The following is a 13,955-nucleotide window of genomic DNA, read 5'->3' on the forward strand; positions in this document are numbered from 1 at the left end:
TATACTAAACTGCTTTAAAAAGTACAAAAATTCAGCCATTTAATATCCCTCATGCTGGCGCGTGAAATTAATTTCATTTTTCTTCTTATAGGCTGCCTCCACTTCCATAGGGGTGAAGCCCAGTGTATTACCCAATGAAAAGTAGGAATTAAGAAGGCTATGGTAGTTAGGAAAATCTTTATTCTTTGCAAATTCATCTACAGAGCTGTAAATAGACAGGAACGCCTTTACAGGATCGTTGCCATGGGTGTCTGAAACATCAACGGATAACTTTTTGGAATCATAGCCTTTGATGATGCCAAGAGACAGGATAAAATGGACTCCATCTACAAACTCTTCGAGAATCGCATCTTTTGGTGAAGCCGGTTTTGAACTCCAGAACTTGAAGCATCTGGTTTCATTTGCAAGCTCGCCAATCTCCACTAATAGGGCCAGCAGCTTTTCCTGAAAAAGGTCTTGACCTTCAAGCCCTCTTTCCCTTTCAATAAATCCATCCAATTCTTTTTGCATTGTGAATAAGGATTGAATATCCATAGCAGCACATCCTTTCAAAAATCGTTGAAAAACGTGAAACTTTTTTCTTTCTTAATCGTAAATGATGGATGATCATTGGTAAAGGAGGCCTCATCTGATGTTATGGCTTTTTCGCTTCGTCATTTTTGCTCTTATTCTTTATTTATTGTACAAAGCTTTTAAATTTATCACAGATCCAAAAAGGAAGCTTGAGCTTGCCCATGAAAAGAAGGAATATTTTTTTCACGACAATATGGGCAATGTAAGGAAAAATTTCCTCCTTACCTATAAAGGTGTTTTGTTCGAGGGTGAAAAATATTTAGGCACGACAGAAGATGCCTTTGATGTCGTTTCCATATTTGTTTGGCCGCGAAACCCAGATCAGCTTGCCGGTTTGAAAAGCGAAGACTTTTTATTCCTGGAAAGCGAGATCTCAGGGGCATATCCACACGCCAAAATCGACTGGAAAAGCCCCATAAAAGAATTCATGGAAAAGCACCGCTCATAAAGAACAAAGGAAGGATTTCAATTTATTGCTTAATTGAAATCCTTTTTTATAAAATCAGGAAAGCCAAGTCCAAAGCCCCCATACATATAACGCCGCTTCCACTATTGCAAGCAAAGGGAATCCCCATTTAAATTGAGCATGCTTCGTTTTATGCCTGAACATGTTCATTCCCGCAGTCGTCCCGAGTGCACCTCCAAACAAGGCAGCCTTCCACAGACTGCTTTCCCTTATACGATACTTCCCCTTTTTCGCCCTTTCTTTATCCACTTTCATAATGATCAAGCCGAACAGATTGATAAAAATGAGATAACAGATAATCACGATCGCCAACATAAAATCTCCCCGATTCCATTCATTAATTCATTATATAGAAAAAAGCCATCCCCTTATTAAAAGAGAATGGCTGAAGCTTCAATTACTTGTCAAGTTTAGCTTTTGCTTGGTTAGCAAGTTCTGCGAATGCGTTAGCATCTACAACTGCCAAGTCAGCAAGCATTTTGCGGTTCACTTCGATGCCTGCAAGCTTCAAACCGTGCATTAAACGGCTGTAAGAAAGACCGTTCATGCGAGCAGCTGCATTGATACGAGTGATCCAAAGTTTACGGAAGTCGCGTTTTTTCTGGCGACGATCGCGGAAAGCATAGTTTCCGGATTTCATAACTTGCTGGTTAGCAACTTTGTATAATGTATGTTTAGAACCAAAATAACCTTTGGCTAATTTAAGAACTTTTTTACGACGTCTGCGAGTAACTGTACCGCCTTTTACACGTGGCATATCTTTTCCCTCCTAATGTTTAAAGAAATTACTTGATCATGTCTAGCATATGGCGAATGCGTTTGAAATCGCCTTTAGAAACAACTGCCGCTTTGCGGAGTTTACGTTTTTGCTTAGTAGATTTGTTAGCGAATAAGTGGCTTGTATAAGCGTGGGAACGTTTTAATTTACCAGACCCAGTCTTTTTAAAACGCTTTGCTGTACCACGGTGAGTTTTCATTTTTGGCATGGTGTATTCCTCCTCAATCCATTACTTTTCGTTTTTAGGTGCTAATACTAAGAACATGCTGCGCCCGTCCATTTTTGGCTTCGATTCAACTGTAGCTACATCATCGCATGCTGCAGAGAAACGATCCAAAACGCGCTGTCCGATTTCTTTGTGCGTGATTGCACGGCCTTTAAATCGGATGGACGCCTTCACTTTGTCTCCTTTTTCAAGGAACTTGCGTGCATTGCGAAGCTTTGTATTGAAATCATGTTCTTCAATGGTAGGGCTCAAACGAACTTCCTTCACATTGATGATCTTTTGATTTTTACGGGCTTCTTTATCTTTCTTCTGCTGCTCAAAGCGATATTTCCCATAGTCCATAATACGGGCTACCGGCGGTTTAGCATTTGGAGCAACCAATACAACGTCTAAGTTAACGCGTGCTGCAATTTCAAGTGCTTCATTCTTTGATTTAATACCTAATTGCTCGCCGTTTTGGTCAATGAGACGAAGTTCACGGGCACGGATGCCTTCGTTTACCATCATGTCTTTGCTAATAATTAGCCACCTCCAAGGTTTATTACCGAATACGTGGTTTGGGTCAAGATTGTCTTGACACATTTATTGAACAGGTATGTTAAAAACAAAAAAAGTGCGGGGTTAGTAGAAGAACCCCGCACCATGTCATTACGAATAGAGTAAGAATTACATTGAGTCGACCTGCCAACTGCATATGTGCGTCAATCAGGCGAGAAGCGGGTGCTTCTTCTTTTACCACAAACTAGTATTCAATTTACCTTAGTTACTATATCATAAGCATATTTCTATGTCAAATGATCGCTTCATTTCACAACGTTACTTATGTTATCAGACAAATGTGTACCGCGCAATAGTTTTTTTGAAAATTAACGCTTTACTTCTTTTAAAACAGAATCCAGGAAGTCAGCAAATGGCATTGTTTCGGATTTTTGCTCGCCATATTTACGGACATTGACAGCTTCATTTTCAACTTCCTGATCTCCGACAACAAGCATGTACGGGATCTTCTGCATTTGAGCTTCCCTGATTTTGTAGCCGATTTTTTCGTTTCGTTCATCCAGCTCCACGCGAAGTCCTGCAGCCCTTAATTTTTCCTGAACTTCTTTCGCGTAGTCGAAATGGATTTCAGGAGAAACCGGGATGACCTGTACTTGTGTTGGAGCAAGCCATGTCGGGAATGCCCCTTTATATTCTTCAATCAGGAATGCAACAAAACGCTCCATTGTGGAAACGACTCCACGGTGGATGACAACCGGACGGTGCTGCTTGCCGTCTTCGCCGACATAATTAAGGTCAAAACGTTCCGGCAGCAAGAAGTCAAGCTGGACAGTAGAAAGCGTTTCGTCCTTCCCTAGTGCAGTGCGGACCTGGACATCCAATTTCGGACCATAGAATGCCGCTTCCCCTTCTGCTTCAAAGTAGTCCATGCCAAGTTCATCCATGGCTTCTTTCAACATGAATTGTGCGCGTTCCCACATTTCATCGTCATCAAAATATTTTTCCTTATCCGCAGGATCTCTGTAGGATAGGCGGAAGGAATAGTCATCGAGTCCAAAGTCTTTATAAACTTCAAGGACAAGCTGTACCACCCGTTTGAATTCCTCTTTGATCTGATCTGGGCGTACAAAGATATGGGCATCATTCAAAGTCATCCCGCGTACGCGTTGAAGCCCCGCCAATGCACCAGACATCTCATAGCGGTGCATGAGGCCTAGTTCCGCAATGCGGATCGGCAATTCACGGTAGCTGTGAATATCGTTTTTATAAATCATCATATGGTGAGGGCAGTTCATCGGACGAAGGACGAGATCTTCATTATCCATTGCCATCACCGGGAACATGTCTTCTTGATAATGGTCCCAGTGTCCGCTTGTTTTATAGAGATCCACACTTCCCATGATCGGTGTATATACATGGTCGTAGCCCAGTCTTTCTTCTTTATCGACAATATATCGTTCTATGATGCGGCGGATTGTCGCGCCTTTCGGAAGCCACAGCGGAAGCCCCTGGCCGACTTTTTGGGAGTTAGTGAACAGGTTCAATTCTTTCCCAAGTTTACGGTGATCGCGCTCTTTCGCTTCTTCCAGCAGACGGAGATGCTCTTCAAGGCCTTCTTTATTGAAGAAAGCAGTTCCGTAGATGCGCTGAAGCATTTTGTTGTCGCTGTTCCCTCTCCAATAGGCTCCTGCAATGCTTAGCAGTTTAAATTCTTTGATTTTATTTGTTGAAGTAACATGGACACCACGGCAAAGGTCAAAGAATTCGCCTTGCTCATAAATTGTCACTTTCTCCCCTTCAGGGATGGCATCCAACAATTCCAATTTATATTCGTCACCGATTTCTTCATACAATTTCTTCGCTTCATCCCTTGAGACTTCTTTGCGAACGACTTCCAGATTTTCGCTGACGATTTTCTTCATTTCTTTTTCGATCTTTGGAAGATCTTCCGGAGTAATGGAAGTATCAAGATCGATGTCATAGTAAAATCCACCTTCAATGACAGGGCCGATGCCCAATTTCACTTCAGGATATAAACGTTTGATGGCCTGCGCCATTAAATGTGCTGTACTGTGGCGCAGGATTTCAAGCGCTTCCGGACTTTTCGGTGTAATGATTTCAATCGATCCGTCACTAAGGATCGGGCGGCGGAGATCATACAGCTCTCCATTCACTTTACCTGCCAATGCCTGCTTTTTTAAACCAGGGCTGATGGAAGCCGCAATATCTTCAGTCGAAGAGCCTTTTGGGAATTCCTTTTCCGCTCCATCAGGAAATTTAATCATCATTTGTTCTGACATTGTTTCCACTCCTTTGTAAATATCCTTAAAAACACAAAAAACCCGTCCCTAAAAAAGGGACGAGTTGTATTAGCTACCCGTGGTTCCACCCTAGTTCCCATCCACCCTGATAAAAAGGGTAAACGGCTCCAGATACAGATAACGGACTGTCATACCGCCAGCTCTTACTAGCATACAATCGTTCTGAGCTGAAGTTCAGAGGTGGTAAGCATTCGATTCGTGTTAGGAAGTTCCCAGCAACCCTTCCCTCTCTGTAAACCGTAAGAGAATACCCTTATCCTCATCATAACCTTTGTGTATTGAATGTTAATATGTACAAAATTATAGATGGTTATGTTTAGAAAATCAAGTAGGCGAATAAATTAATATTCACTGAGCAGAGGCATTCTCTTCAAACGATTTTTTCTCTTCCCAGAATTCCCTTTCCGAAAGGATGCAGATCCTTTCCTCAAATATTTTTTGGATGGTTCGGATAAGGCCGTGATCTTTATGATCCGTATAAATGAAGATGGTATTAGGAGCCATGGAAAGGAGCGGGGCAAGGGTGTAAGAGTCAATATAGACAGGATGATTGGTCAAAAGCCTTTTATCCAGCATAGCCATGATTTCTTGCCGATTCATCATTTCGAATCGTTCAGTATAGAAGATGGGCTCTTGTTTGAACAGAAGATGGATCATGTTGATTTTCGGATCTTTTTTCCCTAAATACTCCCGCAGCATATTTGTAAATGACTGATATTCCTGTTCCATTTTATACTCATCAATGGCAAGTTCCACATATTGCACCATTCGCTCCATGTATTTTTTTAACCGGAATCGAATGAACGAATCGAAAGAAATAGCCTCGCTTTGATCAAATATTGACGCAAGTGCTTCTTCCAGGACTCCAGCATCATCCATTGGCTCAAGCAACGAGGTCAACTCTTCCCGTTCTCCATTCAGCATCTCATGGACGATGGCGAGGATTTCTGCCTGCTCTTCTTCTTCGCTGTAAAAAAATTGATCTTCCAGGATCCCTCTTGCCCAATCCGCCCTCTTCTGGAAAAGCAAAAATTCCTTCATGATATGTTTAGCCTGTTCATAATCTAGTTCATCTATATGAGTCATTAAAATGAAATGTTTTTCATTCTGGAACAGTGTTTCATGATACCATGAAGATTTTGCATGCTCTGCCAAGCACTGCTGGAATTTCATGACGTCCTGCCATTGTTTAAAAATGAATTCCACTCCCATTCCCCCTCTATGCAAAATCCCTGCTTTATATATATGGGAAGCTTGGACAGTTTAGAAGTTTTGAATAGGAGAAAGAAAAAAGAGTAAGCAATATGTCTTTTTCTAAAAAACCATTTAAAACACCGCTGTTGATTTCCGTTCAAGACTTCGCTTTCCGAGGGCGGCGGCAAGCCTCCTCGTCGCTGCGCTCCTGCGGGGTCTCGCCTACCCCGCTTTTCCCACCGGAGTCTTCGTCTTGCACTCCAATCAACAGCTAGAAAGCAGTTACATTCGCTTTCATAATATAAATATTTTTCCCTCAAACAAAACAGGCGCCCCAAATTGCATCGGGACACCTTCATTCAATAATACTTATCAGTTTCTTCGATTTGGTCCGTTGACGAGGACGGGTTCTGCCAAGTACTTGATTCTTTCCATCACGCGGGCTGCTTTCAGCTTCTCTTCTTCCCCGCGCTGGGAGTAGGTCAAATGATATTCGAGGCCCTTTAAATCGAAGTTGGATGTAAAGAACGTAGGCAGGTTCTCGAGCATGCGGAACTGAAGTATGGAGCCGAGTACCTCATCTCTGATCCAGCTGGACATCGTCTCAGCCCCGATATCATCAAGCATTAGTATTGGGGCCCTCTTTACAGCATCCAGTTTCTCATCGACAGTATGGTTACCAAGGGACTGCTTGATTTCCCTGAAAAATTCCGGGACATATACAATGAGCGAAGGAACATGCTTATCTGCCAATTCGTTGGCAATCGCTCCAAGGAGATACGATTTCCCAATTCCGAAACTTCCGTAGAAATATAGTCCTTTCATTTTCTTGCCGCGCTCATATTGAGCGACAAATTTTTCAGCAAGTTCAAATGCATGAACCCTTTCTGCAGTATCAAGCTGATAATCAGCAAGGGAGGCATTTAAAATATCCTTAGGGACATAGATGCTTCCAATAAGCTTTTCCGTCTTCTGCTTCTCATCCCGGATGAGTTTCTTTTGGCATTTGTGATATTCAATGTCAATCACATTTCTATTCAATACAAGCTGCGGCTCATATCCTTCCATCATGTTTTTGCATTCTGACAGGCTGGGACAGTCACGGCATTGCTTGGATTGAGAAATGAATTCGTACAACTTCATCATGCTTTTATCTACCACTGAACTATTGATGACATCCGAATGAGCATGAAAAAAAGCTTGGACTTCTTTATTTTCCATGATTTCTTTTTTCATTTGCTCATATCTTTGCTTGAAGCCATTGCTGCCCGAAAGCCTCTTTAGCGTATCATTGATTCTCTCCATGATCGCCCCTCCTTACTTTTTATATTTTTCCTGCAGTTTCTGCAGCCTCTGCCGCTTCGCTTCTAAATCCTTATCATCAGATGACGGGGACGAAGTTTGTTCTTTCTCTTCAGCAGAATCATTAAACCAATCAGGCAGCTGCTCTGTACGGGTTGGTTTTTTGCGGCGTACCGCAGTCGTCTCTTTCTTGCCGTTTGCCCAATCCTGATACTGTTTATGCTCCTTCTTGGCTAAGTCCATGGCATCCTTGACCGTTTTTATATTCTTCCTTGCCCAATGGGATGCAATCTTCTCCATATAACTTTTTGAAAGCTTCATATCCGTCTTCAGCATGACATATTGTATGAGGACATTCACGACGCCTGGAGGCAGATTTTGATTCAATAGGACATCTTCCACGGCCAACAAATCTGCTTTTGATGGCTGGGCGCCTTTGGATATATCTGTCAACAGCTGGCGTGGGGATGTATTTTCAAAGTATTGGATGAGGCGATTTTCTTGCTTATCTGTGCTTGGACTTTGAAGCAAGGCAGGCTGCATTCGATCAATCAGCTGTGGCAGCTGCTCCCCATTCTCCAGCTGATACCAATCTCTTGCCGCTTTTCTTAACAGTTCAATATCTATTTCCTGATCATTTGTGACCGCGCTGATCACAACTTTTTTCATGTCAACTGCATTGATCTTATATAGAAATGCGAGTTTTTCTATGGCGGATCTTGCCTTTTTGGTCAGTGCTTTTTTAGGGAGGATAGCTTCCTGCAATCCCGCCAGCAAAAGATCGAAATCAAATTCATAATCCTTTGCGTTCACTGTTTCCGCAGGTTTCCTGCCGATATACTGTTTGGATTGCTCCAAACGGCTGTCCTCGAAAGCTTCTTCATCGAGGAATTGCTGCTGATTTCCTGATGAAAAAACATCCTGGAATTCCCGAGTGATATCCTTATAGTCTGCAGCATCCAATCGATCATCGGTGAAGAACTGCTTCAAGCGAAGAAAATGATTCTTTCCCAACTTTCGATAAAGGTAGACATTCAACATGCCGTCCGAAAAAAATGCTTCCGGGGAAAGCGGGGGCTGCAGCTCATATATAAATGAACGGTCTTCCCCATTTTCTTTTACAAGGACTTTCAAAAGCCCGATCCCTTCCAATTTCAATCGTGCTTCATAGATATCAGGCAAATTCAAGGATAGGAGATTCATTAGGTGATAGTGGCTGCTTTCGATCGCCCATAAACGATTTTCCTCGACTTGATTCCAAAGGGTCATATAAAGGCTGTAGCAAATGGGGCCGATCAACGGCTGATATAAAAACGAAATGACTTTCCTGTCATATTCATGAAGCATTCCGTTTGAAGCCGCCTGATAGGCATCCACCGGCTTTATTTCATTCCAATATTGTTTCATTCCCACCATCCTCACTTATAAACAAAAGAAAAAGGACGGCTCTTCCGTAAACCAGTCCAAATCCCCAGTATGTCATCCAATTCTAAAATTTTCAGATCGCATTGGAAGATTCCGGTATGCACGGTGAAGAGTCAGCCCTGAAATCAAGAACGTTCTTTCTTAATTAAATCTTTTAGTTCGTCTAGAAAAACATTGATATCCTTAAATTGGCGATATACGGACGCAAATCGCACATAAGCGACTTCATCCACAGAAGCCAGCCGGTCCATGACCATTTCGCCGATGTCGTCTGACTGAATTTCAGCAGCACCATTGCTTCTTAGTTCCTTTTCGATGCTGAATGTGATTTCTTCGAGCTGTTCCAGGCGAACCGGACGTTTTTCACAGGCCTTGATCAAGCCTCTAAGGATTTTATCCCTGCTGAACTCTTCCCTCGTCCCCTCTTTTTTCACTACAATGAGCGGTGTTTCTTCCACTCTTTCAAATGTAGTAAAACGAAAAGAACAAAGTTCACATTCCCGTCTTCTTCGTATGGAAAGACCGTCTTCAGCGGGTCTTGAATCAACAACTCTTGTGCCATTGTTGTGGCATGAAGGGCATTTCATCCAATCAGCTCCGATTTTATCATGATACTTTTATCTTATTAAAAAGTGCGGACTTAGGCAAGATGCTTATTCAACCTGGTCCGAAACCATTTTCGAATCACTTTTTGCCCAAATAAGGAAGCATCTTGTCCAATTCCCGATAATATGAAATGATTTCATTTTTCATAGAAGGATAAGGGCCGGTTACCTTCGTTTTTTCATAAGTCAGTTTAAAATCGACTGCCGTCTCGAACGGCCTTACCGTCACAACTGAGGCTATGATGAAATACGGCTGGCTCCCCTTTTTCATGAACCCCCATTCCCCATGTTCCTTCGAATGAGAAACGGCCTCGTAGACATCTTTTGAAAAAAGCTGTCCGACAGCTTCATAGGCTTTGTCAAATGAAGTCCTGTAATAATGCGTCTCTAAAGACGGATCGATATGATGCTCTGATGTTTCACATTGATGTTGGAAACGCTGCAGTACTCTCCCAAAAAAACTCACTGTTTCTCCTCCATAAAGAAAATCTTTTAAATATTCTACCATAAAAAAAAGCCGACTCAAAGGAGCCAGCTTGGATAATCACTTATAGTGCCTGTGATTGTTTAACTTGTACAGGACCCATTCCACGAGGCAACTCGATTGTCTCACGAGTTTGGGCACCCAGCGCTTCTGCAATATAGTCAGCAGCAATATTAGGATCTAAATCGCCGCAAGTGTACACATCAATACTAGCATAACCATGTTCAGGAAAGCTGTGAATTGTTAAATGAGATTCAGAAATGATGACTACACCGCTAACGCCTTGTGGTGCAAATTTATGGAAAGCCACTTCTCGGATTTCAGCACCAGATTTAAGTGCTGCATCAACAAATGTTTTCTCGATCATTTCTACATTGTTTAACTTTTCGAAGTCACAACCCCATAATTCAGATATTACATGACGACCCATTGTTTCCATTGATCGTTTCCCCCTTTTACTTAATTATTTTGCGATCATTAAAACAACTTAACTTTTAACTACCACGGGGGAAAGTTAGTCCAGAGAGGTCCTAACCCTTTAAGTAGCTATATTCCTCCCTGAGTCAACTCAAGAAGTTCACGAAAAATAGTATACTTTGTTTGATTTTTTTTTGCAATAACATATTTTATTTTTTTGCGCCTTATTTTTGCTCGGACCCAATAAAATACCACAGTCACAGGGACTGTGGTATGCATTAAATATTTTTCAGCCGGGGAACTCTTTAGACTGCTTTAAGCTCTGCCGTTTTCTTCATTTCACTGGCAACTTTCTTGGCAAGGTCCACTACTCGGCATGAGTAGCCCCATTCATTGTCATACCAGGCAAGTACTTTTACTTTTTTTCCGTCCATCACCATTGTGGAAAGTCCGTCGATGATGGCAGAGTGAGGATTTGTATTGAAGTCGATGGAAACCAATGGCTCAGTAGTGAATTGCAGGATGCCATTCAAGGAACCATTTGCGGCCGTCATGAACGCTTCATTCACTGCATCTACCGTTACTTCCTGCTTCAGGTCCACAACAAGATCGACAAGAGACACATTTGGGGTAGGCACACGAAGCGCCATTCCATGAAGCTTGCCTTTAAGATGCGGCAGAACCAAAGCCAACGCTTTTGCTGCACCGGTCGTCGTCGGGATGATTGATTGTCCGCAGGCACGGGCACGGCGAAGATCCTTATGTGGATTATCTATATTTTTTTGGTCGTTTGTATAAGCGTGCACGGTTGTCATCAATCCATTTTCAATCCCAAACTGTTCATCGAGGATCTTTGCTACAGGTGCAAGACAGTTTGTTGTACATGACGCATTTGAAATGATGTCATGTTTCGAAAGATCTAATGCGCTTTCATTTACTCCCATGACAATTGTGACATCCTCATTTTTGCCGGGAGCTGTAAGGATGACTTTCTTTGCGCCGGCTTCCAAATGAAGCGCTGCTTTATCACGGGAATTGAACTTGCCTGTGGCTTCAATGACAATATCAATGCCAAGCTCTTTCCAAGGCAGTTCTTCCGGATTTCTCTGATTGATTAATTGAATGCGCTTACCATTTACCACTAAAGCATTATCTTCATGGCTCACATCGCCATCAAATATTCCATGGTTTGTGTCATACTTAATCAGATGGGCAAGAGTTTCAGCCGGATAGCTTGCATTGATCGCTGCAATGTTTAAACCGCCCTCTGAGATTGCTTTTCTGAAAACCATTCTTCCTATACGTCCAAAACCATTTATCGCGATATTTGCATTCATTATAAGGATCCTCCCACATAAATGTTATACTTATTAAGCGAATTAACTGTGATTAGTATAACATAATCGAGGAAATATGTAATGATGAAATTGTGGAATTTTAAAAGAAATGTGGAGCTGGACAAAAAAATGTCTTTTGACCTCTTCTATGAGAAATGGTCAAAAGACATTATGTTAAGGGATTAAGTTCCAGCCTTCCAGGATCTCGGCAAGCTGGGATTCTGTGTGATCCAGAGTTTCATTATTATCAATCACCGCATCTGCTAATTCTACTTTTTGCTTGAGGGGCATCTGTGATTGAATTCGTGCAGATGCTTCACTCTCTGAAAGCCCATTCCGCTCCATAAGACGTTGGAGCTGAGTCTTTTCGTCCACATAGACAAGAAGGACTTTGTCTGCCATATAGGTCAGTTTACTTTCGAACAGCAGCGGAATATCCAAAATGATGGTATTGCTCCCTTTTTGGATGTATTCTTCCTTCTTACCATTCATCCAGCTGCGAACGGCCGGATGAACGATCCCATTGAGAATCTTTCTTTTGTCTTCATCATGAAAGACAATCGCTCCAAGTTTAGCACGATCCAGCATGCCATCCGGCTGTATGACTTCTCTCCCAAAAGCTGCTTTGATTTCTTCCAAGGCCTTTTGCCCCGGGTTGACTACTTCCCTTGCTGCAACGTCTGCATCAATGATCGGAAAACCGCGCTCTTTCAGCATGCGTGATACGGTGCTTTTCCCGCTTGCTATCCCGCCGGTCAATCCAATGATTACCGTCATGGCCTGCCACTCCTAAATTTTTAAAATTCCTATTAATATGAGTAAAATCCCAGGTAAAAAAGACATTCTTTGCACCCAGCTGACGTGGGAGAATATCCTTCCGATTTTCATTCCGCTGGTCACGAATAATAAACTCATGACAGCCACAGTCAATGCGAGGATGAATGGAGAATAGCCAAGCATGGCGGCTCCAAATCCTGCTCCAAAAGCATCAAGTGATAGTGCGACCCCCAGCATCAAGGCCTCGATTCCGGTGATGGTGCCGGATTGGTCAAAGTCTGCACTCGTCGGTTTTTTTAAGATCTGGATGACCACTCCCAGTGAACGTATTTCAAAGTTAATCAGAGTTTTTTCTTCTTCCTGCTGCTGATCCTGGCGAAAAAACTGGAACAGCACCCACGCCCCAAGCACTACGAGGATAAAACCTCCTGCCTGATTGGCGATATGCGGGGAAAGGAAGGACTCCACTAAATTGCCCAATAGCATGGCTGCCAACAGTGAAGCAGCAGAACAGCAGGCAATGATGATAATGGATTTTACAGGAATATGCATCTTTCTCAGTCCATAGGTTAGTCCTGTGCTGAAATTATCGAGGCTGACTGCAAGAGCCAGCAATATCAGTGATAGTGAGAATTCCATGGTGATACTCCTTCCAATTCACAATCGATAAGATAGTATATGGAAGGAGCTAGCCCACTGTTAAATATTCTATCAAGAAGTAACTTTTTGGCAATTAGGACAGATATGGGTCCCTCTCCCGGCAGTCGAAAATTTTTCAATCGGAGTACCACATTTTTTACATTCTTCACCTTTTCGTCCGTAGACAAATAATTGCAGCTGGAACATGCCGATCTGACCTTGGGAGTTCAAATAAGATCGAATCGTGCTGCCCCCTTTATCCACAGCCTCCTGAAGCGTCAATATCGTTTCATTCCTGATTTTTTTCACTTCGCTTTCAGATAGGCTGTTTGCTTTTCTTTCAGGATGTATGCCTGCACGGAACAGGACTTCATCGACATAAATATTCCCAAGTCCCACAACAGCCGTTTGATCTAAAAGAACGGCTTTGACCACTCTCTCTGTCCGTTGGAGTCGTCCAAAAAGCCATTCTGCGGTGAATTCTTCTGAAAAAGGTTCAGGGCCGAGTTTATTCAACGGGGGCTCCATCAGCTCTTTTCCTTTTGGGAATAAATGCATGGTGCCAAATTTGCGGACATCTTTATATCTTAATTCTGTTCCATCCGTAAATGTGAAAAAAACATGGGTGTGAGGATCAATTGGATCATCTTGCTGAAACAATCCATATTTCCCCTCCATACGCAGATGGGAAACAAGGGCATAATCGTTTAAATAGAAAATAAGAAATTTTCCTCTTCTCCCGATGGAATGTATTTTCTGACCCTTCAACAAATGGCAGAATTCTTGGACATCATCGGGCTGCTTGATTATTTTGCCCCATTCCACTTTCACCTCTCCGATTGTCTTGCCGGATATAAGTTCTACAAGTGTACGCCGGACTGTTTCTACTTCTGGAAGTTCAGGCATTGCCTAT

General features: G+C 42.5%; 17 protein-coding genes and 2 other annotated features. Of the genes, 1 reads left to right on the forward strand and 16 read right to left on the reverse strand.

The window, feature by feature from the left end; all coding sequences use genetic code 11:
• Window positions 1-39 precede the first annotated feature (39 nt).
• Window positions 40-534, reverse strand: coding sequence for a dUTP diphosphatase (locus ABTV07_RS15185; RefSeq protein ID WP_433743548.1), 495 nt, complete (start codon window positions 532-534; stop codon window positions 40-42).
• A gap of 97 nt (window positions 535-631) precedes the next feature.
• Between ABTV07_RS15185 and ABTV07_RS15190 the strand changes: the two genes are divergently transcribed.
• On the forward strand, window positions 632-1,021 hold the full coding sequence (locus ABTV07_RS15190) for a sigma-w pathway protein ysdB (protein ID WP_433743551.1): 390 nt from the start codon (window positions 632-634) through the stop codon (window positions 1,019-1,021).
• A 54-nt stretch (window positions 1,022-1,075) separates the two neighbouring features.
• Here ABTV07_RS15190 and ABTV07_RS15195 read toward each other — a convergent pair whose 3' ends face one another.
• From ABTV07_RS15195 to mutM, 15 genes are all read right to left on the reverse strand, one after another.
• Window positions 1,076-1,354 (reverse strand): DUF1294 domain-containing protein, encoded by a 279-nt coding sequence (locus ABTV07_RS15195; protein ID WP_433743554.1) that lies wholly within the window; start codon window positions 1,352-1,354, stop codon window positions 1,076-1,078.
• An 82-nt stretch (window positions 1,355-1,436) separates the two neighbouring features.
• Entirely contained in the window at window positions 1,437-1,796 is a 360-nt protein-coding gene (rplT, locus tag ABTV07_RS15200) for a 50S ribosomal protein L20 (RefSeq protein ID WP_433743557.1), read from the reverse strand.
• A gap of 28 nt (window positions 1,797-1,824) precedes the next feature.
• The gene (gene rpmI / locus ABTV07_RS15205) at window positions 1,825-2,025 is read right to left on the reverse strand and encodes a 50S ribosomal protein L35 (RefSeq protein WP_114745100.1); all 201 of its coding nucleotides are present in this window, start codon (window positions 2,023-2,025) and stop codon (window positions 1,825-1,827) included.
• 21 nt (window positions 2,026-2,046) lie between these two features.
• Window positions 2,047-2,550: a translation initiation factor IF-3 gene (gene infC / locus ABTV07_RS15210; RefSeq protein WP_433743560.1), complete on the reverse strand. Its 504-nt coding sequence runs from the start codon at window positions 2,548-2,550 to the stop codon at window positions 2,047-2,049.
• A 94-nt stretch (window positions 2,551-2,644) separates the two neighbouring features.
• Window positions 2,645-2,781, reverse strand: a sequence feature (ribosomal protein L20 leader region).
• Between the two features lie 128 nt (window positions 2,782-2,909).
• On the reverse strand, window positions 2,910-4,841 hold the full coding sequence (thrS, locus tag ABTV07_RS15215; protein ID WP_433743563.1) for a threonine--tRNA ligase: 1,932 nt from the start codon (window positions 4,839-4,841) through the stop codon (window positions 2,910-2,912).
• A gap of 52 nt (window positions 4,842-4,893) precedes the next feature.
• Window positions 4,894-5,137 (reverse strand) — a binding site (T-box leader).
• Between the two features lie 73 nt (window positions 5,138-5,210).
• The gene (locus tag ABTV07_RS15220; RefSeq protein WP_433743566.1) at window positions 5,211-6,068 is read right to left on the reverse strand and encodes a putative sporulation protein YtxC; all 858 of its coding nucleotides are present in this window, start codon (window positions 6,066-6,068) and stop codon (window positions 5,211-5,213) included.
• Between the two features lie 360 nt (window positions 6,069-6,428).
• Window positions 6,429-7,361 (reverse strand): primosomal protein DnaI, encoded by a 933-nt coding sequence (gene dnaI, locus ABTV07_RS15225; RefSeq protein WP_433743569.1) that lies wholly within the window; start codon window positions 7,359-7,361, stop codon window positions 6,429-6,431.
• Window positions 7,362-7,373: 12 nt separating this feature from the next.
• The gene (locus tag ABTV07_RS15230) at window positions 7,374-8,765 is read right to left on the reverse strand and encodes a replication initiation and membrane attachment family protein (protein WP_433743572.1); all 1,392 of its coding nucleotides are present in this window, start codon (window positions 8,763-8,765) and stop codon (window positions 7,374-7,376) included.
• Between the two features lie 143 nt (window positions 8,766-8,908).
• On the reverse strand, window positions 8,909-9,370 hold the full coding sequence (nrdR, locus tag ABTV07_RS15235) for a transcriptional regulator NrdR (RefSeq protein WP_433743574.1): 462 nt from the start codon (window positions 9,368-9,370) through the stop codon (window positions 8,909-8,911).
• 97 nt (window positions 9,371-9,467) lie between these two features.
• Entirely contained in the window at window positions 9,468-9,854 is a 387-nt protein-coding gene (locus ABTV07_RS15240; protein ID WP_433743576.1) for a hypothetical protein, read from the reverse strand.
• A gap of 82 nt (window positions 9,855-9,936) precedes the next feature.
• Window positions 9,937-10,311: an adenosylmethionine decarboxylase gene (gene speD, locus ABTV07_RS15245; RefSeq protein WP_114745108.1), complete on the reverse strand. Its 375-nt coding sequence runs from the start codon at window positions 10,309-10,311 to the stop codon at window positions 9,937-9,939.
• Between the two features lie 283 nt (window positions 10,312-10,594).
• Window positions 10,595-11,626, reverse strand: coding sequence for a glyceraldehyde-3-phosphate dehydrogenase (locus tag ABTV07_RS15250; protein WP_433743580.1), 1,032 nt, complete (start codon window positions 11,624-11,626; stop codon window positions 10,595-10,597).
• 174 nt (window positions 11,627-11,800) lie between these two features.
• A complete protein-coding gene (coaE, locus tag ABTV07_RS15255) occupies window positions 11,801-12,403 on the reverse strand; it encodes a dephospho-CoA kinase (protein WP_433743582.1) in 603 nt (200 codons plus the stop codon).
• Window positions 12,404-12,415: 12 nt separating this feature from the next.
• Window positions 12,416-13,042 (reverse strand): sporulation membrane protein YtaF, encoded by a 627-nt coding sequence (gene ytaF, locus ABTV07_RS15260; protein ID WP_433743585.1) that lies wholly within the window; start codon window positions 13,040-13,042, stop codon window positions 12,416-12,418.
• A 72-nt stretch (window positions 13,043-13,114) separates the two neighbouring features.
• Complete coding sequence (gene mutM, locus ABTV07_RS15265) at window positions 13,115-13,948, reverse strand: DNA-formamidopyrimidine glycosylase (RefSeq protein WP_433743588.1); 834 nt, start codon at window positions 13,946-13,948, stop codon at window positions 13,115-13,117.
• Window positions 13,949-13,955: the final 7 nt, after the last annotated feature.

It is taken from the genome of Falsibacillus pallidus (assembly GCF_050990905.1).
Taxonomy (GTDB): Bacteria; Bacillota; Bacilli; order Bacillales; family DSM-25281; genus Falsibacillus; species Falsibacillus pallidus_A.